Annotated in this window: 17 protein-coding genes and 2 pseudogenes; 8 read left to right on the top strand and 11 right to left on the bottom strand. The window is 65.3% G+C overall.

The annotated features are described in order from the left end of the window. The 5 genes and pseudogenes from MSIMFI_RS20255 to MSIMFI_RS20275 all read left to right on the top strand — a co-directional run. Nucleotides 1–239: pseudogene (locus MSIMFI_RS20255) on the top strand (PE family protein); the annotation flags it as partial. Nucleotides 240–248: 9 nt separating this feature from the next. After that, nucleotides 249–1,487, top strand: coding sequence for a permease (locus MSIMFI_RS20260; protein WP_263597432.1), 1,239 nt, complete (start codon nucleotides 249–251; stop codon nucleotides 1,485–1,487). A 90-nt stretch (nucleotides 1,488–1,577) separates the two neighbouring features. Further along, entirely contained in the window at nucleotides 1,578–2,939 is a 1,362-nt protein-coding gene (locus MSIMFI_RS20265; protein WP_191498861.1) for an HNH endonuclease signature motif containing protein, read from the top strand. Nucleotides 2,940–2,965: 26 nt separating this feature from the next. After that, nucleotides 2,966–3,922 (top strand): formyltetrahydrofolate deformylase, encoded by a 957-nt coding sequence (purU, locus tag MSIMFI_RS20270; RefSeq protein WP_191498862.1) that lies wholly within the window; start codon nucleotides 2,966–2,968, stop codon nucleotides 3,920–3,922. Nucleotides 3,923–4,028: 106 nt separating this feature from the next. Beyond that, on the top strand, nucleotides 4,029–4,214 hold the full coding sequence (locus MSIMFI_RS20275) for a hypothetical protein (protein WP_191498863.1): 186 nt from the start codon (nucleotides 4,029–4,031) through the stop codon (nucleotides 4,212–4,214). A 33-nt stretch (nucleotides 4,215–4,247) separates the two neighbouring features. On the opposite strand, the gene coaD is transcribed toward MSIMFI_RS20275, so the two are convergent. The 6 genes from coaD to MSIMFI_RS20305 form a co-directional block, all read right to left on the bottom strand. Beyond that, nucleotides 4,248–4,733, bottom strand: a complete 486-nt coding sequence (gene coaD / locus MSIMFI_RS20280; RefSeq protein WP_186242380.1) for a pantetheine-phosphate adenylyltransferase — start codon at nucleotides 4,731–4,733, stop codon at nucleotides 4,248–4,250. Between the two features lie 21 nt (nucleotides 4,734–4,754). Then, on the bottom strand, nucleotides 4,755–5,309 hold the full coding sequence (rsmD, locus tag MSIMFI_RS20285) for a 16S rRNA (guanine(966)-N(2))-methyltransferase RsmD (protein ID WP_191498864.1): 555 nt from the start codon (nucleotides 5,307–5,309) through the stop codon (nucleotides 4,755–4,757). Nucleotides 5,310–5,383: 74 nt separating this feature from the next. Next, nucleotides 5,384–8,779, bottom strand: a complete 3,396-nt coding sequence (locus tag MSIMFI_RS20290; protein ID WP_191498865.1) for a pyruvate carboxylase — start codon at nucleotides 8,777–8,779, stop codon at nucleotides 5,384–5,386. Nucleotides 8,780–8,791: 12 nt separating this feature from the next. Further along, nucleotides 8,792–9,430: a vitamin K epoxide reductase family protein gene (locus MSIMFI_RS20295; protein ID WP_191498866.1), complete on the bottom strand. Its 639-nt coding sequence runs from the start codon at nucleotides 9,428–9,430 to the stop codon at nucleotides 8,792–8,794. A gap of 5 nt (nucleotides 9,431–9,435) precedes the next feature. After that, nucleotides 9,436–10,200 carry a DsbA family protein gene (locus MSIMFI_RS20300; RefSeq protein ID WP_191498867.1) on the bottom strand — a complete coding sequence of 255 codons (765 nt, stop codon included), beginning with the start codon at nucleotides 10,198–10,200 and terminating at the stop codon, nucleotides 9,436–9,438. 62 nt (nucleotides 10,201–10,262) lie between these two features. Then, entirely contained in the window at nucleotides 10,263–11,384 is a 1,122-nt protein-coding gene (locus tag MSIMFI_RS20305; RefSeq protein ID WP_191498868.1) for an alpha/beta hydrolase, read from the bottom strand. Nucleotides 11,385–11,589: 205 nt separating this feature from the next. Between MSIMFI_RS20305 and MSIMFI_RS20310 the strand changes: the two are divergent. Both MSIMFI_RS20310 and MSIMFI_RS20315 read left to right on the top strand, forming a co-directional pair. Next, a pseudogene (locus MSIMFI_RS20310) lies at nucleotides 11,590–11,766 on the top strand (aldo/keto reductase); the annotation flags it as partial. A gap of 6 nt (nucleotides 11,767–11,772) precedes the next feature. Then, on the top strand, nucleotides 11,773–12,618 hold the full coding sequence (locus MSIMFI_RS20315) for an aldo/keto reductase (protein ID WP_191498869.1): 846 nt from the start codon (nucleotides 11,773–11,775) through the stop codon (nucleotides 12,616–12,618). Here the strand turns inward: MSIMFI_RS20315 and MSIMFI_RS20320 are convergent. Genes MSIMFI_RS20320 through MSIMFI_RS20330 form a run of 3 tightly spaced genes read right to left on the bottom strand, consistent with a single transcriptional unit; the run spans nucleotide 12,615 to nucleotide 17,233 of the window. Then, nucleotides 12,615–13,328, bottom strand: coding sequence for an HNH endonuclease family protein (locus MSIMFI_RS20320; protein WP_191498870.1), 714 nt, complete (start codon nucleotides 13,326–13,328; stop codon nucleotides 12,615–12,617). The genes MSIMFI_RS20315 and MSIMFI_RS20320 overlap by 4 nt on opposite strands. Then, complete coding sequence (recG, locus tag MSIMFI_RS20325) at nucleotides 13,325–15,532, bottom strand: ATP-dependent DNA helicase RecG (RefSeq protein WP_191498871.1); 2,208 nt, start codon at nucleotides 15,530–15,532, stop codon at nucleotides 13,325–13,327. Before recG ends, MSIMFI_RS20320 begins: the two co-directional genes overlap by 4 nt. 3 nt (nucleotides 15,533–15,535) lie before the next feature. Beyond that, nucleotides 15,536–17,233, bottom strand: coding sequence for a DAK2 domain-containing protein (locus MSIMFI_RS20330; protein ID WP_191498872.1), 1,698 nt, complete (start codon nucleotides 17,231–17,233; stop codon nucleotides 15,536–15,538). 190 nt (nucleotides 17,234–17,423) lie between these two features. Between MSIMFI_RS20330 and rpmB the strand changes: the two genes are divergently transcribed. Further along, a complete protein-coding gene (gene rpmB, locus MSIMFI_RS20335; RefSeq protein WP_085253589.1) occupies nucleotides 17,424–17,618 on the top strand; it encodes a 50S ribosomal protein L28 in 195 nt (64 codons plus the stop codon). 62 nt (nucleotides 17,619–17,680) lie between these two features. Here rpmB and MSIMFI_RS20340 read toward each other — a convergent pair whose 3' ends face one another. Further along, entirely contained in the window at nucleotides 17,681–20,542 is a 2,862-nt protein-coding gene (locus MSIMFI_RS20340) for an MMPL/RND family transporter (RefSeq protein ID WP_318187414.1), read from the bottom strand. Then, entirely contained in the window at nucleotides 20,520–20,918 is a 399-nt protein-coding gene (locus MSIMFI_RS20345; protein WP_191498874.1) for a hypothetical protein, read from the bottom strand. Before MSIMFI_RS20345 ends, MSIMFI_RS20340 begins: the two co-directional genes overlap by 23 nt. Between the last annotated feature and the right edge of the window lie 117 nt (nucleotides 20,919–21,035).

The raw sequence follows: 21,035 nt of genomic DNA on the forward strand, positions 1-21,035 counted from the left end.
CGGGCGGCAACGGAGGTAACGGCGGAAACGGCGGCGCCGGCGGCGCCCGGGGGTTGCTGGGCCGCACCGGCAGCGCCGGGATCGGGGGTGCCGGTGGAGTGGGTGGCGCTGGCGGAGACGGCGGATTGCCCGGCGAGGGCGGCGCTGGTGGTACCGGCCGCCTCGACGGGCTCCCAGGATCTGGCGGCAACCCAGGCGAGAAAGGCGCAGCCGGCAACCCCGGACTCCCGGGGGCGTGAGGCTTGTGAATATACCCCTATGGGGTATATGGTGGCGTCGACCGAAGGGAGGACCGCGTGACAGACAAAGTGCTAGGAGCGCTCGGGCACGCGTTGGCGTTGGCCGGGTCGATGACGTGGGAAATCCTATGGGCGCTGATCCTGGGCTTCGCACTGTCGGCGGTAGTCCAGGCCGTGGTGCGCCGTTCGACGATCGTGAGCCTGATGGGTGACGACAGGCCGCGCACCCTGGTGGTCGCGACCGGACTGGGAGCGGCATCGTCGTCGTGCTCGTATGCCGCGGTGGCCTTGGCCCGATCACTGTTCCGCAAGGGCGCCAATTTCACCGCCGCGATGGCGTTCGAGATCGGTTCCACCAACCTTGTGGTGGAGTTGGGCATCATCCTGGCTCTGCTGATGGGCTGGCAGTTCACGGCCGCGGAGTTTGTCGGCGGCCCACTGATGATCATTGTGTTGGCGCTCTTGTTCCGGCTATTCGTGCGCACCCGGCTCATCGACGCGGCTCGGGAACAGGCGGAGCGGGGAATTGCCGGGTCCATGGAAGGCCATGCCGCCATGGACATGTCGATTAAGGGGGAAGGTTCCTTCTGGCGGCGGCTCTTTTCCGCCGAGGGATTGACCTCGGTCTCGCATGTGTTCGTAATGGAGTGGCTGGCGATCCTGCGTGATTTCGTGGTTGGGCTGCTTATCGCCGGTGCGATCGCGGCATGGGTGCCCGAAACGTTTTGGCAGAACTTCTTTTTGGCTAATCATCCGGCGCTGTCGGCGTTATGGGGGCCGATTGTTGGTCCGATTGTGGCGATCGTTTCGTTCGTCTGCTCGATCGGCAATGTGCCGCTTGCCGCGGTGCTGTGGAACGGCGGCATCAGCTTCGGTGGTGTCATCGCGTTCATCTTCGCCGACCTGTTGATCCTGCCGATCTTGAATATCTACCGCAAGTACTACGGCACCAGGATGATGCTGACGCTGCTCGGCACTTTCTACGCCGCGATGGTCGCCGCCGGCTACCTCATCGAACTTCTTTTCGGCGCAGCGCATCTCATTCCGAGCCAGCGCAACGCCATGGTCATGACGGCGGGCATTTCCTGGAACTACACCACCTGGCTCAACATTGCTTTTCTTGCTCTTGCGGCGGTGCTGGTCGTCCGCTTCGTCACCTCGGGGGGAATGCCGATGCTGCGCATGATGGGCGGTTCGCCGCCCGATGAGCAGCATGATCACCACGGTCACAGCCACCACTGCCACTAACGGCGCCGGGCATCAAATCACTTGGGCCACTTTAGTTTCAGTGGTTTCAGCGCGAGGATTTCTGTCGGTGGGTGCTCATAGTATGCAGGCATGGGTTCGGGTACGCGTGAGGAGATCGTTGAGGTCTTCGACGCGCTCGATGCCGGGCTGGATCGGTTGTGCGGATTGACGTTTGAGGTGTTGACCACCCCGGAGCGACTAGGGTTTCTGGAACGACTAGAACGGATCGCGCGGCGGCTGCCGGTGCCCGGGCACGCGTTGATCAACCAGCTCGCCGGACAATCCAGCGAGGAAGAGCTGGGCGGAAGGTGGCCCGCGGTGCGGGCCGAGCGGCTGCGCATCACCCGCGCCGAGGCCGGCCGGCGGGTGGCCCAAGCCCAAGATCTGGGGCAGCGGCGGGCGTTGACGGGTGAGCCGTTGCCGGCGCGGCTGTCCGCCACCGCCGCCGCGCAACGCGACGGCCTGCTCGGCGGGGAGCACGTCAAGGTGATCCGCAGCTTCTTTAAGCGGCTGCCCGACGCGGTGGACCTGTTCACCCGCGAGGCGGCCGAAGCCGACCTGGCACACAAGGCCAGCCAGTATCGGCCCGACCAGGTGGCCAAATACGCCCGGGTGCTCATGGATTGCCTCAACCCCGATGGCAACTACACCGACGACGACCGGGCACGGCGGCGCGGGATCAGCATCGGTAACCAGGGATTCGACGGCATGTCACGCATTAGCGGCCTGCTCACCCCGGAGCTAAGAGCCACTCTGGAAGCGGCGTTGGCCAAGCTGGCCGCCCCGGGCATGTGTAACCCGGCAGATGAGATTCCGACGGTTGACGGGGAAGCCTCGGAGGAGGCGGTGCGCCGCGATACCCGCAGCCAGGCCCAACGTCAGCATGACGGCCTGCTGGCCGGCCTGCGCGGGTTGCTGGCCTCAGGGGAGCTGGGGCAGCACAACGGGTTGCCGGTGTCGATCATTGTGACTACCACGCTGCAAGAGCTGGAAAAGGCCGCGGGCCGGGGCCTGACCGGTGGCGGCACCATCTTGCCCATGTCCGAGGTGATCCGCCTGGCCCGCCACGCCCACCACTACTTGGCCATTTTCGACCACGGCACAGCGGTCGCGTTGTATCACACGAAGCGGCTGGCCTCTCCGGGTCAGCGAATTGTCTTGTACGCCAAGGAGCATGGCTGCACGGCACCGGGCTGCGATGTGTCGGGCTATTACTGCCAGGTGCATCATTGCACCCCCTTCGCGCAGTGCGGTACCACCGATGTCAACGACCTCACCTTCGCCTGCGGCAGCCATCACCCACTGGCCGAAACGGGTTGGACCACCCGCAAAAACGCCAACGGCGACACCGAATGGATTCCGCCACCCCACCTCGACCACGGACAACCACGAATGAATACCTTCCACCACCCGGAGAAGCTCTTGGTGGAAGAAGACGACGACGAGCCATAGGCGCTGCCACAGCCGCCGGCGGCGGTATGGTGGCCTGCGGAAACTTGACCGACTGCCAAAGGGGGCCGTGGGTGCCATCGGCGAACGAGCCTGACAAATATCCACAACGGCCGGCCGGTCCCCCGCCGCCGGCCGATATCGGCCGGTTACTGCTTCGCTGCCACGACCGCCCGGGAATCATCGCCGCGGTGAGCACCTTCCTGACCCAAGCCGGCGCCAACATCATTTCCTTGGACCAACACTCCACCGCGCCGGAGGATGGAACATTCCTGCAGCGCGCGATTTTTCATCTGCCCGGACTGACAGCTGCCATCGAGCCGCTGGAACGCGAGTTCGCCAGCTCCGTCGCCGACAAATTCAACATTGACTACCGGTTTACCGAGGCCGCCAAGCCCAAACGGGTCGCCATCATGGCATCCAAAGAGGACCACTGTCTGCTGGATCTGCTGTGGCGCAATCGTCGTGGCGAACTCCAAATGTCCATCGTCATGGTGATCGCCAACCACCCCGACCTGGCCGAGCGGGTGCGTCCCTTCGGTGTGCCATTCATCCACATCCCCGCCACCCGTGACACCCGCGCCGAAGCCGAACAACGTCAGCTTCAATTGCTCAGCGGCAATGTGGATTTGGTGATACTGGCCCGCTACATGCAGATACTCACACCGGAGTTCCTCGATGCAATCGGGTGCCCCCTGATCAACATTCACCATTCGTTCCTACCGGCCTTCATTGGCGCATCGCCGTATAAGCGCGCACGGGAACGCGGCGTCAAACTGGTCGGTGCGACCGCCCACTACGTCACCGAAATGCTGGACGAGGGCCCGATCATCGAACAAGATGTCGTGCGCGTCAACCACACTCACACGGTTGATGACCTGGTGCGCATAGGCGCCGATGTGGAACGCGCGGTGTTGTCCCGTGCCGTGCTCTGGCACTGCGAGGACCGCGTCATTGTGCACGATAAGCAGACGGTCGTCTTCTGAACCGAAGCCAAGAATTTCAGAAGGTTTCGCCAAGCGTCCGCCCGCAATCTTTGGTCACGGCAACCGCCGCCCCACACAAGCGCAACGACGCGAAAGAGAGGTCCCCATGTTCAGCACCCGTATCCGTGCCCTCGCCGGAATGTCACTGCTGGCCTCCGCAATCGGCCTGGCGGCATTCGGAGCCTCCATCGGCACCGCCAACGCGGCCCCCAGCCACCAACCCGAGTACGGCACCTACACCTGCTACGACTACGCAACGCAGACGTTCTACACCTGCTTTGACCCCAGCTAGTCGTCGCGGACCGAACGGACCTAGCCCCAGGGGCTAGGTCCGTTCGTTGTGTATCCGCTCCCGCAACCGCCGATTCACCGGTTCGGGCAGCAGCTCCGACACGTCGCCGCCCAGCATCGCGACCTCTTTGGCCAACGACGACGACACGAACGAATACCGCGGCGCGGTCGCGACGAAAAAGGTGTCGACACCGGCGACATGTTTATTCATCTGCGCCATCTGCAGCTCGTACTCGAAGTCGGTGCCCGTCCGCAGTCCTTTCACGATGGCGCTCATCCCGCGGGACCGCACGAAGTCAACCACCAGACCCTGTCCAGCCTCCACTCGCAGGTTGGGCAGATGTGTCGTCGACTCGTTGATCATCGCGATCCGCTCGTCGAGGTCGAACATGCCCTTCTTGGCGGGGTTGACCAGGATGGCGACCACCACCTCGTCGAACTGCGCCGCGGCACGCTCGAAAACGTCGATGTGGCCCAACGTCACCGGGTCGAAGGAGCCTGGACAAACGGCGCCGCTCATGACCGAGACGGTAGCAAAGTGCTAGCCCCGTTCGGCCAGCTCTAGACGGGTGTCGCCGTAAACACGCTCGGGCCACACCGACCAGCCGGGCGGCCAGTTCAACGTGGTGCGGGCGGCAGCACGCTCCAGGACGGCGACGGTTCCCTCCCGCACCCAACCGTGAGCACTCAGCGACGCCACAACCGCCTCGATCTCGTCGGCGCCGATGTCATAGGGCGGGTCGGCCAGCACCAAATCCACCGGCGACGACGTTCCAGCCGCCAGCACGGCTGCCACCGCGCCGCGGCGAACGGTCGCACCGGGCAGACCCAGCGTGTCGATATTGCGCGCGATGACGCCCGCGGTGCGCCGGTCGGACTCCACGAACAGTGCCGACGCCGCTCCGCGCGACAGCGCCTCCAGCCCGAGTGCGCCCGAACCCGCATACAGGTCCAGCACCTCCAGGCCCGTCAGATCCAGGCGCGCGGTCACGATGTTGAATAGTGCCTCGCGCACCCGATCGGTGGTCGGCCTGGTCCCTTGCGGCGGCACGGCGATGCGACGACCCCCGGCGACGCCGCCGACGATACGGGTCAAGTGCGCCACTCCTCTCCCCCGCAAGCGGGAGGTACCCCCACATCGCTTTTGCGCTCTGCATCGTCGCCGGCGCGTCAGCTCACCACCACCAGCAGGTCGCCGCCTTCCACCTGGGCGGTGCTCGACACCGCCACCCGCTCCACGGTGCCGTCGTTGGGAGCGGTGATCGGGGCTTCCATCTTCATTGCCTCGATGGTGGCGATGCTCTGGCCGGCGCTTACCTTGTCGCCGACGGATACGGCCACGGTGACGACCCCGGCGAACGGTGCCGCGATGTGTCCGGAATCGCCTCGGTCAGCTTTCTCGGCCGTCGGAACCGCACTGGCAATGCTGCGATCGCGCACCAGCACCGGCCGCAACTGTCCATTGATGATGCACATCACGGTTCGCATGCCGCGTTCATCGGGTTCGGAGATGGCCTCCAGCCCGATCAGCAGCTCCACGCCGCGCTCCAGCTTCACCCGGTGCTCCTCGCCTTGCCTCAACCCGAAGAAGAACTGGTTGGCCGACAATTGCGACGTGTCGCCGTAGATTTCCCGATGCTCCTCGAATTCCGTTGTCGGACCAGGGAATAGCAAACGATTCAGGGTGGCCTGCCGCTTGGGACCGGTCAGCGCTAGGGCGGCCTCGTCCTCCGCGGTCAGCTGCTGCACGGACCGCGCCGGCCCGCGACCGGCCAGCGCCGCTGTGCGCAGCGGTTCGGGCCATCCGCCGGCCGGGTCACCCAGCTCGCCCCGCAGGAACCCCAGCACCGATTCGGGGATATCGAATCGTGCTGGCTCGGAGGCGAATTCGTCGGCGCTGATCCCGGCACCGACGAGCGCCAGGGCCAGATCGCCGACCACCTTCGACGACGGGGTGACCTTGATCAGCCGGCCCAGTACCCGGTCGGCATCGGCATACGCCTCCTCTACGTCTTCGAAGCGATCCCCCAGCCCCAGCGCAATCGCCTGCTGGCGCAGATTCGACAATTGCCCACCCGGAATCTCATGGCGATAGACCCGACCCGTAGGCCCGGGAAGGCCGGATTCAAAGGGCGCGTACACTTTTCGCAGCGCCTCCCAGTAGGGCTCCAGCGCGCATACCGCCGCGAGCGACAGGCCGGTATCGTACTCGGTGTTCGCGGCCGCGGCCACGATCGAGCTCAGCGCGGGCTGGCTCGTGGTTCCCGCCAGCGGCGCGGCGGCACCGTCGACGGCGTCAGCTCCGGCGTGCCAGGCGGCCATATAGCTGGCCAGCTGGCCGCCGGGTGTGTCGTGGGTGTGCACGTGCAGGGGCGGGTCGAAGCGACTGCGCGGCGCGGTGCCCAACCGCCGCGCCGCGGGCGCTCGCAACAATCCCGCCATGTCCTTGATCGCCAGCACGTGTGCGCCGGCCGCGACGATCTGCTCGGCCAACTTCAGGTAATAGTCCAGCGTGTACAACCGCTCACCCGGGTCGCACAGATCCCCGGTGTAGCACATCGCGACTTCGGCTACCGCAGAACCCGTTTCGCGCACCGCGTCGATGGCCGGGCGCATCGAATCCAGGTTGTTGAGCGCGTCGAAGATCCGGAAGATGTCGACGCCGGTAGCCGTTGCCTCCGCGACGAATCCCGACGTAACCAACTCCGGGTATGGCGTGTACCCGACCGTGTTACGGCCCCGCAGCAGCATTTGCAGGCAGATATTGGGGATCGCTTCGCGCAGTGTCGCCAGGCGCTCCCAGGGATCCTCTTTGAGGAAACGCAGCGCCACATCGTATGTCGCACCACCCCAGCACTCCACGGATAGCAGCTGCGGCATCATCCGGGCGAGATAGGGTGCCACATAACTCAATCCGCTGGTGCGCACCCGAGTCGCGAGCAGCGACTGGTGCGCGTCGCGAAACGTCGTGTCGGTAACACGCACTGCCGCCGACTCCTTGAGCCAGCGCGCGAAACCCTCCGGCCCCAGCTCGGCCAACCGTTGCTTTGATCCGGCGGGCGGTGGCGCTTCCAGGTCGATATCGGGCAACTTGTCGTGCGGGTACACCTTTGACGGGCGGGTGCCGTGCGGCTTGTTGACGGTGACATCGGCCAGGTAGTTGAGGATCTTGGTGCCGCGGTCCGCAGAGGATCGCGAGGTCAGCAGCTGCGGCCGCTCGTCGATGAACGACGTGTTGATATGGCCGGCCTGGAAGTCGGGGTCATCCAGAACCGCTTGCAGGAAGGGAATATTCGTCGATACCCCGCGAATGCGGAACTCCGCCATCGCCCGGCGGGCGCGACTCACTGCGGTCGCAAAGTCACGGCCCCGGCAGGTCAGCTTGACCAGCATGGAATCGAAGTGCGCGCCAATCTCAGCGCCCAGGTTGGTGCTGCCGTCCAAGCGGATGCCGGCCCCGCCTGGCGTGCGCAAAGCACTGATCCGGCCGGTGTCCGGCCGAAAACCGTTGGCCGGATCCTCAGTGGTGATCCTGCACTGCAGCGCGGCACCATGTGGCCGGACGGCTTCTTGCGCCAACCCCAGGTAGTCGAGCGACTCCCCGGCAGCGATCCGCAGCTGGCTGGAGACCAGGTCGACGTCGGTGATCTCCTCGGTCACGGTGTGCTCCACCTGTATCCGCGGATTCATCTCAATGAAGACGTAGTCGCCGCTGGCATCCAACAAAAACTCAACGGTGCCTGCGCAGCTAAATCCGATATGGCGGGCGAACGCCACCGCGTCCGCACAGATCTTGTCTCGCAACTCGACTGACAGGTTCGGCGCCGGCGCAAGTTCGATGACCTTCTGATGGCGACGCTGCACGCTGCAGTCGCGCTCGTAGAGGTGTATGACGTTGCCGCTCGTGTCCGCGAGAATCTGCACCTCGATATGGCGCGGGTTGCGCACCGCCTGTTCGAGGTAGACCATCGGGTCGCCGAACGCCGACTCGGCTTCCCGGCTAGCAGCTTCGATCGCTTCGGGCAGCACGGCCACGTCGTTGACCCGGCGCATACCGCGGCCGCCGCCGCCGGCAACCGCCTTGACGAACAACGGAAACCGCATCGCGGTTGCTTCCCGATCCAGGAAAGACAGCAGCTCATCGACCGAGGAAGATGGTGCCGATGACATCAGCACGGGCAGTCCAGCTTCCCGTGCGGCGGCGAGCGCACGGGCCTTATTCCCGGTCAGCTCAAGCACTTCGGCGCTGGGGCCGACGAACGTGATGCCGGCGGCCGCACACGCCGCGGCCAGGTCGGGGTTCTCCGACAAAAAGCCGTAACCGGGGTAGATGGCGTCAGCGCCGGCACGGCGAGCCGTCTCGACGATCTCGTCGATGGACAAGTATGCGCGCACCGGATGCCCGATTTCACCGATCTGGTAAGACTCGTCGGCCTTGGTTCGATGCAGCGAATTGCGGTCCTCGTACGGATACACCGCTACGGTGCCCACACCAAGTTCGTAGGCGGCGCGGAACGCCCGGATCGCGATCTCTCCGCGGTTGGCCACCAGGACTTTGGAGAACACCACTGGCCCCTCTCAGACGAGTGTCGACCAATAGTTCCAGAACCGGACCATGATCATCAGGAGCACCGCCGTGAACCAGAGCGTGACGATCGACCATCGCCATTGGAAGGTCAACCGCAATACGGTGCTCTCCCGGCGTTCGAGCACCGGCCGAAACGCGATGGAGGCCACCACGGCCAGCAGGGTGATCGTGACCGCCCAGACCACCATGCAGTACGGACACAAGGCCCCGATGCGGTACAGGCTCTGGAAAATCAGCCAGTGCACGAACACCGCACCGGTCAGGATCCCGAACGTCAACCCGCTCCAATACCATTGTGGCAGAGGAACTTTCGTCACCGCCAACACACCCGTTACCACCACCACGGTGAAACCCGCGATGCCGACCAGCGGATTGGGAAATCCCAGCAGCGACGCCTGGGGTGTCATCATCACCGAGCCGCACGACACTACCGGGTTGACGTTGCACGTCGGCACGTAGTGGGGATCGAGGAGAATCCTGACCTTTTCCACCGTCAACGCGATCGAGGCGAGCAAGCCGATCACGCCCCCGATCAGCACCCACCATGCGCTGGGAGCCGGTACCTCGATGTCACCTGCCGCGGCCGGATTCAGGTCGCCGGATCTCTCGGCAGGTTCGGCTGACACCACAATCGTCAGGATGGCTCGCCCGCTGTGATCGCGTCAATGCCCGGCACATTGCCGGCGATCTCTTTGACCTTGGCAACCAGCGCTTCCGGCGTCGACCACTCGTAGTCGTTGCCATTGAGCTTGATAGTCGGGGTCGCGCGCACATTTGCAGCCGCCGCTAACCCGTCGACCATCTCGATGTACTTCCCGCTATTGATGCAGTCCGGCACCTTGCCCACGACGCCGGATTCGCGGGCGATTTCGATCAGCTTCGCGTTGTCGGGAAAGGTCTTGCCGACTTCGGAGGGTTGGATATTCGGGTCGAACAACGCGCTGTGGAAACGGCGGAACGCCTCGAGCGATTCATCGGCTACGCAATAGGCCGCGGCCGCCGCCCGCGACGAGTAGTCCTGGTTCCGTGGGCTGCTGAGTATGGCGACCATGGTGTAATCGGCGGCGATAGCGCCGATGTCGATGAGCTTGGACACGGTCGGCCCGAAGCCGCGTTCGAAATTGCCGCAGGCTGGGCACAGAAAATCCTCGTAAAACGCGATCACCACTTTGGGGTTGCTGGTACCGGGTTGGGTGACCAGCTTGCTCGACGTCACCCGTACCGCATGGCCCGGTCCGGTGGCACCGTCCGTCTTCTTGTGGTGCGAAGTCACGATGTAGAAGACCAGAGCGGCGGCAAAGAGCACGATGACCGCGGTTCCGCCGATTTGTAGCAGGCGGCCGAATTTGCCGTCGGGCGATTTCAGGTCGATCCGCGGGGGCTTCTTTTTATCGGCCACAGGTTCGCTAGTCCTCACGTGTCGGCTTGTCGGGCGACGGCGCCTCTAGCGTACCGGCGGCGTTAGCTGCATCGGCTCAGGTGCGCGCGCAGCGCCGAAATCAGCTCGCTGGTTCCGGTGGCGCAGCCGCCCCCGAGCTGAAACAGATTGACGAAGCCGTGCGTCAGCGAACCCATACGACGCAGGTCCACCGCCGTACCCGCAGCTCGCAGCGCCATCGCGTACTCCGCGCCCTCGTCGCGAAGCGGGTCAAACCCCGCGACCGCGATCAGTGCCGGAGCCAGCCCCGACAACGACTCGGTCAGCGCCGGGGAGACCCGGGGATCGGTCCGCGCGATGCCGGAACCCCTCAGGTATTGCGATTCGAACCAATTAATGTCTCGTCTGGTCAGCAAGAAGCCGCGGGCGAACAGACTCAGCGATCGGGTTTGTGCGGTGAAGTCGGTCCGCGGGTAGATCAACCACTGCAGCACGGGGGTGGGACCGCCGCTATCGCGGGCCAATTGGGCCACGACGGCCGCCAGATTGCCGCCCGCACTGTCGCCGCCGACGGCGACCTGTTCGGGGATCGCGCCGAGCTCACCGGCATGTTCGTACGCCCACTGGAAGGCGGCGTAAGCATCGTCGACGGCGGCTGGGGCGCGATGTTCGGGAGCCAGGCGGTAGTCGACCGATAGCACGTGTACCCCGGCGTCGCGGCTGGTCAGCCTGCACAATGCGTCATGGGTGTCCAGGTCGCCGAGCGCAAAGCCGCCACCGTGGTAGAAGACCAGCAACGGCGCGGCAACATCGCCGACCGGCCGGTAGTGCCGAGCCCGGAGCTCACCGTCCGGCCCGGGCAGCACCATGTCGTTCACCTCGACGTGAATCTGCGGACCGGGCATGTCCAGCATGCTCTGCAACATCAACGACCGGGACGCAGCTGCGTCGTCGTCGACGACCAGGCCGTCGATGCCGAAGGTCCGCTGCCCCGACAGCATCAAGTGCAGCGTTGGATCGAGAGTGTTGCCGTCGATGACCACCGAACGACCGCCCGTCAGCACCCGCCTGGCCCGGGCTGGAATCCATGGGATGACTTTGATGCCAACGCTGGTGACGGTGTTCTGCATGCGGCTCGTCCACCGAATCGGTGCGTGCGCAGCCCCGAGGTGGAGGTCCGGTGAGCCTGGCAGACTCTTGGTCATGGGCTGCTCCCTAGAAAACCCTCTGTGACGCTGAGCGACGGCGGTGCGATCCCCGCTGTTGGACTCGGTGTCTTCCGGATCGAACGAACGGGAGACCGGACGAGCGGTCGCCGATTCCGATGTGCCCCGCGACCAACTGTACGTGGTGACCAAGTTGGCGCAGACGGTTGCGGCTGGACACCCGCCCAGGGGTTTGATTAGGTGACATATCCAACTCGGTAATATCGTGGTCCCCAAGTCGGCTAACCCGGAACGGATTGCGAGCAACTTCGACGTGTTCGACTTCGAACTCAGTGCCAACGAAATGGCGTCGATCTCCTCGCGCGATGACGGAAAACGGCTTGGTCCAAATCCGAGAACCTTCAATTTCACAGGCAGGTGAGATGACGTGACTGGCGTGTCGGGCGCCGCCGCCGTACCTTCGATAACCCTCAATGACGAGAACACGATGCCGGTGCTTGGCATGGGCGTCGCGGGATTGTCGGATGACGAGACCGAACGTGCGGTCTCGGCGGCGCTGGAAATCGGCTGTCGGCTCATCGACACGGCTGCGGTCTATGGCAACGAAGCCGCCGTAGGCCGCGCGATCGCGGCCTCCGGCATTCCTCGCGCGGAGTTGTTCGTCACCACTAAGCTGGCCACCGCCGACCACGGTTTCAACAGTGCCCAGGACGCGTGCACCGCCAGCTTGGAACGACTCGGCCTCGACTACGTCGACCTCTACCTGATTCACTGGCCCGCCCCGCCGGTGGGCAAGTATGTGGACGCGTGGGGCGGCATGATCCAATCCCGCGGCAACGGACATGCCCGGTCGATCGGCGTCTCGAACTTCACCGAAGATCATATTTCGACGACCATCGACCTCACATTCGTCACGCCGACGGTCAACCAGATCGAGTTGCACCCATTGCTCAACCAGGCCGATATGCGCAAATCAAATGCCCAGCACAACGTTGTCACGCAGTCCTACACTCCGCTGGTTCTCGGAAAGCTGATGAACAACCCAACCGTGGCATCGGCTGCCGCGGAATACGGCAAAACACCCGCGCAGATCCTGCTTCGGTGGAACCTGCAACTGGGTAATGCGGTCGTCTTCCGCTCATCGAAAGCCGAACGCATCGCCAGCAACCTCGACGTGTTCGATTTCGAATTGGCTGCCGAGCACATGGACGCAATCGACCGACTCAATGACGGCACCCGGGTGCGTGAGGATCCGCTGACTTACGCCGGCTAGCCCGTCGGGCAGGTGGCCGCGGCCTGACGCAGTACGTCGGACGACGGCTGATCCACCGGCAGTGCGTAGCCGCGCAGCACTGCGATGAACTGCATCGCGTACTGACAGGCGAAAGCCTTGTTGGGTGGCATCCACTGAGCTGGCGGCGAATCGCCCTTGTCCTGATTGGCCTGTCCCTGCACCGCCAGCAGGTTGGCCGGATCGTTGGCGAACCGCAGCCGCTCGGGATCGGGCCAGCCATAGGCGCCCATGTCCCATGCGTACGACAGTGGGACGATGTGGTCGATCTGCACCGACTCGCCGATCTTGGCGCCTCGCTGGAACGCGATGACGGCGTTGGTGTAGGGGTCGTGCAGTGTGCCGGTGGCTACCGCGGCCGGACAGCGCTTGATCGAGACATAAGTCTTGTCGACGAGATCACGGTTGAGGATGTCGTCGCGGGTGTCGCAGCCGTTATGCCCGCCCGGCGCGTCGTTGTTGTCGTCCCAGGCGTCACCGAAAGCCGACCTGCGGTAGTCGTAGCGGTGGGCCCGCTGGGGCAGCACGGCAATGCCCGCGAGCACATCGGTACCGGGTTGCACGGTCGGGACATCGGCGCGCGCGGCGAACTCGTCTGCGTGCCGGGTCGCCGAAGATCCCAGCGTTTGATAGGCGACCACCAACGCGAGCACCGCGGCCGCCGCCAACCACAACAGCGTCCTGCGCGTCATGATTTGTCCAGGTACTCGATGCGGTCGGTGTTGGTGAATCGCGCTGCCAGCAGCGCTAATTCGGGATTGTTGGGGTTCTCGTAGGCCTGGATGCAGAAGTCCCGCGCGGCCACGATGTACTCCTCGTGTTCGGCCAGTGACAGCAACCGCAGCGTGATCGCCTTGCCGGATTGGTTGCGGCCCAGCACATCTCCTTCCTTGCGCTCCTTGAGGTCCAGGTCGGCAAGGGCGAACCCGTCCATGGTCCCGGCGACGGCACGCAGTCGCTGACCCGACGGCGAATCCGGCGGCACCCAACTGGCCAGCAGACACACGCTGGGATGCTCGCCGCGGCCGATGCGGCCACGAAGCTGATGCAATTGACTGATACCGAACCGGTCGGCATCCATCACCAGCATGACCGTGGCGTTGGGGACGTCGACGCCAACCTCGATAACCGTGGTACACACCAGCACGTCGACCTCACCGGCCCGGAAGGCCGCCATGGCGGTGTCCTTGTCGTCGGCCGACAGCCGTCCGTGCATGAGCGCGAGCCGCAAGTCTGCGAGTTCGGCGGAACGCAACCGGGCGAACAGACCTTCCGCCGTCGCCGATGGGCGGCCGCCTTCTTGAGAGTCCCCGTCATCGGACTCGTCGATTCGAGGCGCCACCACATAGGCCTGACGGCCGGCAGAGGCCTCTTCGATGATGCGCTGCCAGGCACGGTCAAGCCAGGCGGGCTTGTCCTTGACGAAGATGACGTTGGTGGCGATCGGCTGGCGCCCGAGTGGAAGTTCGCGCAGCGTCGAGGTTTCCAGGTCGCCGTAGACGGTGAGCGCGACGGTGCGCGGTATCGGCGTCGCGGTCATCACCAGCAAGTGCGGGGTTATGCCGGCGGGGGCCTTGGCGCGCAATTGATCTCGCTGCTCGACACCAAACCGGTGTTGCTCGTCGACCACCACCATGCCCAGGTTGTGAAAGTCAACGGCCTCCTGCAGCAGCGCGTGCGTGCCGATGACGATGCCGACCTGACCGCCGGCGATCTCGGCGCGAACTTGCTTTTTCTGCCCCGCAGTCATCGAGCCGGTGAGCAGTGCCACCCGGGTGGCATTTTCGGCCCCGCCCAACTGGCCGCCCATGGCCAACGGCCCCAGGACGTCGCGGATCGATCGCAAATGTTGTGCGGCAAGGACTTCCGTCGGAGCCAGCAGCGCGCACTGGTAACCCGCGTCGACCATCTGCAGCATCGCCAGCACCGCAACGATCGTCTTGCCCGAGCCCACTTCGCCTTGCAGTAGGCGATTCAGCGGGCGGGTCGCCGCGAGCCCGTCGGACAACACGTCGAGCACCTCGCGCTGACCAGCGGTCAGCTCAAAGGGCAACCGCGCCAACAGTTCCGCGGCCAAACCGTCCGACCGCCGCGGCGCGGGGGGTCCCGATTCCGACAGCTCACCGTGCCGTCGCGCCACCAACGCCCACTGCAGACCCACGGCCTCGTCGAACGTCAGTCGTTCGCGGGCGCGCTCGCGTTCGGATTCACTCTCAGCCAGGTGGATGGCACGCAGCGCCTCGTCCTCGGAGATCAGGCCGTGCTCGGCGCGCAGCGCGTCGGGTAGCGGATCAGACACCGGGTCAAGCACATCGAGCACCTGACGCACGCACCTGAAGATGTCCCAGCTCTGCATCTTCGTGCTGGCCGGATAGATCGGGAAGAAGCGACGTTCGAACGCCGATATCAAATCCTCGCTGCTGTTCGCCTGGGACACGTCGGCAATGGCTTTCATCGACTTGGTGCCGTGGTGTTTGCCGTCCGGCGAGTCAAGGATGAGGAACGCGGGGTGCGTGAGCTGCATCGCGCCCTTGTAGTAACTGACTTCCCCGGACAACATGACTTTCGTGTCCTTGGTCAGCCCCTTGCTGATGAACCTCGGGTTGAAGAACGTGGCGGTCACCTTGTTACGTGGCGAGCCCAGGGTGACGCGCAGGAACTTTTTCGACGGGTCCTTTTTCGCCGATTGCATCACCGCTGAGGTGATCGTGTCGATCAGAGTGATGTGCTCGCCCGGCTCCGGCCGCTCGCTGCCAAGGCGGGACGCGCTTTCGGTGTAGCTGCGCGGATAGTGCCGCAGCAGATCGTCGACCGTCCGGATGCCGAACTCCTCGTCGAGGAGATTGGCGGCCTTGGCTCCGACGGTGTAATCCAATCGATCGCCTAGTGACAGCACGGGCTACTCAACTCCGATCAGCAACGCTTCACCCCGATGTCCGGTGTGGTACGTGACCAGCTCGGTGCCGGGATGATGGTCGTGCACATGCCTTTCCAGGATGCCAGCTATGTCGTCGGCCGGATTTTCTTCCAGACCGGCGCCGACGAGTACCGTCACCAAGTCGCCCCCCGACGCCAACAGCAGATCCAGCAGACCGATTGCCGCCGCGGGGACATCGTCGGCGACGATCACCACCTCGTCGCCCGCGATGCCCAATCCATCGCCCGCCTCACAGGTGCCGGCCCAGGTCAACGCCCTTTGCGTGGCGATGCGTACCGATCCGTGCCGGGCGGCGCCGGCGGCGCGGGCCATGGTGTAGCCATCGTCGACGGCCTGGCGGCCCGGGTCATGCACCGCCAGCGCGGCCAACCCCTGCACCATCGACGCGGTCGGCACGGGCACCACGTCGACACCCCAGCCGATGGCCGCTGTGCAACCCGCGACCAGCTCCTCGGCGGCCACATACCCGTTGGGCAGCACCATTACTTGCGCGGCGCCGGTGTCTACCACGGCCCGCACCAGCTGGTGGGCGCTGATATCAGCGCCGGGTGCTGTGCCGGTGTCTGCGGCCTGCGGCCCTCGTCGCAGTACGCTGGCGCCCTCCCCCGAGAACAAGTCGGCCGCACCATCGCCATCGACGACGGCCAGCACGGCGCGTTCCCGCGTCCAGCTGCCCGCCGGCAGTCCGGTGGCGCCCGAACTCAGCCCCGAGACCACGATCCGGCTGAGTCGTCCCGCTACCAGCCCTGCCTCGATGGCGGCACCGGCGTCGTCGGTGTGGACGTGCACCGAGTAGCTATCGGACAAAGCTGCCGCAATCGCCACCGATTCGCCCAATTGCTCGAGCCGATTTCGCAGCGCGTCCGCAGCCGCGGCATCGCAGCCGGCGAGCAGGTACATCACCTCGAAGTGCGGCACGCGACTTCGCAACGGAACGTGTGTTGTCGCGTCGTCCGGCTGCGGGCGCGGCGACGGCTCGTACACGGACCGGGCGGGCACGTGTCCGGTGATCGTGACACGCAACGCGTCCAGCATGACCAGCAGGCCCCGCCCTCCGGCGTCAACCGCACCCGCCTCGGCAAGCACATCGAGCTGCTCGGGGGTCTTCTCCAGCGCGACGACCGCCGCGTCACCGGCGGCGGTGACCGCCCGCGCCAAATCCTCGCCGCCGTTGGCGCACTGTTCGACGGCACCGGCGGCGGCGCGCAGCACGGTGACGATGGTTCCGGGGACCTCCTGGCCCCCCATCGAGGCGATGACCAACTCGACGCCACGCCACAGTGCGGCGCCGAGGACGTCAGCGTCGACCGCGGTTAGTACCCCCCCGCAGTCGGCGGCGGCACTCGCGGTCACGTCGGCGATGCCGCGCAGGATCTGGGACAGGATCACCCCGGAGTTGCCGCGTGCTCCATTCAACGCGCCGGCGGACAGCGCGGCCGCGACCCGGGCGACGTCCCCGCCGGTCCCCGAACCGCCAGCATCGGCCTCGGCCACCGCGGAACGCATGGTGAACAGCATGTTTGCGCCGGTGTCGGAATCGGCGACGGGAAACACGTTCAGGCGGTTGATCTCGTCGATGTGGGTAATCAGGTCGCTGACGCTTGCGTGCGCCCAGTCCCGCAGCGCCGAGGCGTCCAGCAGTCGATCCGAGGTGCCCAACCTGACCCCACCTCCTCTAGCTCCTCTGACCTGGCTCTAGCCGGGCTCCAGCCGGCGCTTGGTCAGTCCAGAGCCTAGCCAGACGCGCTGACAGCGCTGGCCAGCGCCACCGGTGCATCGTTTTGGTGCTTACCGACGACAGCAGCTATCCTGGGCTGTCGTCCGGCAAGAGACTCGAGGAGCTTGAACAATGGCCGCTGTGTGCGATATCTGCGGGAAGGGCCCCGGCTTCGGCAAGTCGGTGTCGCACTCCCACCGCCGCACCAGCCGCCGGTGGGACCCTAACGTCCAGACCGTGCACGCCGCGGCACGTCCGGGCGGCAACAAGAAGCGCCTCAACGTCTGCACGTCCTGCATCAAGGCCGGCAAGGTCACCCGCGGCTAGCTTTAGCTGTACCGCGACACTGCAGCTACGTACAAGACACGCCGCTTTGGGTGTACGTAATTTCAGTTTCGGCGAACGCTGAGCGCCACTCTCGAATCGCTCGGCTCCGCTTTCGCCCGCACCACTGGCCTCGTGGGCAGGCCAGCTGGCCACCAAAACCACCGGCCCAACAGCGCAACCATGGACGGCACGACGAGGGCACGCACGACGAGGGTGTCCACCAGCAATCCGACCGCGATGGTGGTGCCGACCTGGGCGATGCTGAGCACGCTGCTGCCCAGCAGCGCCAACATGGTGAGCCCGAAGACGATGCCCGCCGTCGTCACCACGCCCCCGGTGCCGCCAAACGCCCGGATGATGCCCGTTTTGAGACCAGTACGCGCCCCCGAAAAAGCCTCCTGCTTGATCCGCAGCGCCAGCAGTAGGTTGTAGTCCGAGCCGACGGCGATCAGTGCCATGAACGCGATCGGTGCAACGGCCCAGTGCAGGTCCTGATGAAGCAGGTACTGCCAGATCAGCACACTGACGCCGAGCGCCGATGCGAAGGACGCGACGACGGTCCCAACCACCACCAGTCCAGCGATCGGGCTGCGCAACATCGCCGCGACAATCAGGAAGATCAGGACCAGCCCGGCAGCCACGAGCAATGCGGTGTCGCGGGTGACGGACCGTTGCAGGTCGGCCGTCGCGGGCCCGACACCGGCCAGATCGACCCCCGTTGGCATCAGGGCGCCCTCTTTCGTTGCTTCCCTGACCGCGACGCGCACCTGCTCGGCCCGTTGGGCGCCGGCGCTCCCCCACTCCTCATCGTCGCCATAGACCAGCAGATAGGTTGCGTGACCGTCCGCGGAAACCAGGTTGCGCAGAACGGCAAGGTACCGCGGATCGGACAACGCTCGCTGCGGCATGTAGAAACCCGCCGCGGCGCTGCCTCGGAATTGCGCATCGATCTCGGCGAGATAATCGGTCAGCTGACGCAGCGCAGGCCCAATCGTTTGGACCAGCCCCTGCAACTCGTGGGTGGCCGAACGTGCTTGCGCCAGTGCGTCATTCATCGACGACACGGCCTGCGGTAGCCCCGCCATCGCGTGAGAGGCCGTTGCCGACCCGCCGCTGAGCTTCGCGGCGCCGTCACCGAGTTGCGTCGTGGTCCGCATCAGACCGTCAACGGGTTCCAGCAGTCGCTCGACCGGTGAGCAGAGCGGATTCGCGGCACAGTCCGGGGTTCGCGCAACGAAGTCCCGTAATGGGTCAAGGTAGCTCGAAACCGTTGTGACAGTGCGTTGTACACCATCCAGACCGGATCGCATGTCGGTCGCGGCCGCGGACATCTCGGCGATTCCCACGCTGCCGCCTTGTAATCCGGAGCCGAGTCGGTGCACCGCCGATTGCGTCTGTGCCAACGCGGCGTCCAGTTCCGCAATCCGGCCGAGTCGCTGGGTCAGCGAATCGATCGCTTCGCCCAATTGACGGCCAACCACGCCGCCCTGATAGCTCAACGTCGCCTCATCGGGAACCCGGCCGTCGGGACGACTCGCGGACTGTACCGTCCGCACACCCGGTATTGCCATGACCTGGCTGGTGATTCGTTCGATGGCGATCAGTCCCGCTGGATTGCGCAGGTCGTGGTCGGCCTGGATTGTTACGACATCGGGTAGCAACCTATTGGCCGCAAAGTGCCTGTCGGCGGCGACGTAGCCGCGGCTGGAGTCGGTGTTCGACGGCGTGGCTGCGGGTTCGTTCCAGCCGACCCGCATGTCCGCCAGTGGCAACGCCGCAATTAGGGTGGTCGCGCCCGCGGTCACCAGAATCGGCCCAGGCCAGCGTGCCACCGTGGCGCCGACGCGACGCCAGGATCGCGCCGTCGTCGACGGTCGCGGTTCGAGAAATCCACGTCGCACCGAAAGACCCATCAGTGCAGGCGTCAGCGTCAGCGCCGCCGTCATTGTCACGAGAATCGCTATGGCGCAAGGTATCCCGGTACTACGGAACATGCCCACCTCGGCGAAGCCCAGGGATGCAAGCGCCACCGACACCGTCAATGCCGATCCGACCACAACCGGCGCTACGGCGCGGTAAGCCTCGCTCAGCGCCCGGGTCGGCGCCACGCCCCGGCGCCGGCCTTCGTGATAGCGGCCGATGAGAAAGATCCCATAGTCGGTGCCCGCGCCCAGCGTCATGGCCGCCATGAGCGCCACCGAGAACAGCGACACCTCAACAGCATCGAACTGTCCAAGCGCGGCAACGACGGACCGAGCCACGACCAGGCCGAGACCGACCGATGCCAGCGGGATCGCCGCAGCGATTGGTGACCGGTACACCACGAGCAACAAGAACAAAATGAGAACGACTGTGGCAGCAGTGATCCCGAGCATCTGCCGATCGATCGCGGCGAATTCGTCCACGATCGTGGCTCCCGGACCCGTGACGTGGACCGCCAGGCCGTCCGGGGGTGACAGTCCGGTGACGGTGTCGCGCAAGGAGTTTACCGAATCGCGCGCCTGCGACGTGCCGAGCATTCCGGCGAGCCGGACCATCATGGTGACGGCGCACCCGTCGGAACTTTGCGCGCCTGCGGCGGTCTCGGGTTGTGACCACAGGTCCGTTAGCGAGTACACGTGGCGCCGATCGGCATGCAGCGCGGCCGTCAGCGCGTCGTAGAATTGGCGGTCGCGCGCCGTTAGCGGGGTGTTTCGTTCCAGCACAAGGTAAACGAAATTGTTGCTCGGCGTCTGAGCAAACAATTGCGCGGCGTGGGTGGCGGCGATCAAGCTCGGCGCGTCGTGAGGCATGAAAGATCTGGAGTGCGAGTCGACGACCCGCTCCAGTTGCGGCACAACCAAGTTGCCCACGGCTGCCGCTACAACCCAGAGGCCGACGATCAGGATCGCGGATCGGCCTTCATGCAACGGTCTGGCGATCACTCGTCGATCCGTCGAACAGGTCCATCGCCTGCCGCTCGCCGCGAGACAGCGCCCGCACTCGCAGCGATCGTCGGGCCGCAATCTCCAGCAGCGCATGCAGGCCGGGCTGCGCGGTCTCCAAGTCGGCTCTGGCCTGTTCGGCGGTAACGCCCTCGTAGGCAGCCTGATCCAGCTTCGCGGCCAACATCGTCAGCCAGCGCTGCCGGAGCGAGAGCAATAATCCCTCCTCATCACCGAACAGCCGCGACACCTCGGACGCTCTGTCTGCCCCGGAAGGCTCGGAAAGCTCTGCCAGCGCTGCCTCTGGGTCGGTCTCGGCGGCTCGGATCAATTGGGCCATAAATGCCATGCGGTCGTGCAGAAGTGTCCATGTCATGAGTCGAACGTTAGGAAGTCACACCACTTCCGCGCGTCGTGCCAGGGTTCGGTCTTCGTCTCCTACCACGGGCGGAGGCGGGTGCCGACCCCAGCAGGATGTGACCGGGCGCCGTGC

Origin of the sequence: Mycobacterium simulans (assembly GCF_900232995.1) — a bacterium.
GTDB lineage: Bacteria > Actinomycetota > Actinomycetes > Mycobacteriales > Mycobacteriaceae > Mycobacterium > Mycobacterium simulans.

What these genes read in the sequence shown, in the direction of transcription:
- purU (WP_191498862.1), top strand. Translation starts at nt 2,966, where the DNA reads ATGGTGGCCTGCGGAAACTTGACCGACTGCCAAAGGGGGCCGTGGGTG.
- MSIMFI_RS20265 (WP_191498861.1), top strand. Translation starts at nt 1,578, where the DNA reads ATGGGTTCGGGTACGCGTGAGGAGATCGTTGAGGTCTTCGACGCGCTC.
- coaD (WP_186242380.1), bottom strand. Translation starts at nt 4,733, where the DNA reads ATGAGCGGCGCCGTTTGTCCAGGCTCCTTCGACCCGGTGACGTTGGGC.
- MSIMFI_RS20305 (WP_191498868.1), bottom strand. Translation starts at nt 11,384, where the DNA reads ATGACCAAGAGTCTGCCAGGCTCACCGGACCTCCACCTCGGGGCTGCG.
- MSIMFI_RS20320 (WP_191498870.1), bottom strand. Translation starts at nt 13,328, where the DNA reads ATGACGCGCAGGACGCTGTTGTGGTTGGCGGCGGCCGCGGTGCTCGCG.
- MSIMFI_RS20345 (WP_191498874.1), bottom strand. Translation starts at nt 20,918, where the DNA reads ATGACATGGACACTTCTGCACGACCGCATGGCATTTATGGCCCAATTG.
- rpmB (WP_085253589.1), top strand. Translation starts at nt 17,424, where the DNA reads ATGGCCGCTGTGTGCGATATCTGCGGGAAGGGCCCCGGCTTCGGCAAG.
- MSIMFI_RS20275 (WP_191498863.1), top strand. Translation starts at nt 4,029, where the DNA reads ATGTTCAGCACCCGTATCCGTGCCCTCGCCGGAATGTCACTGCTGGCC.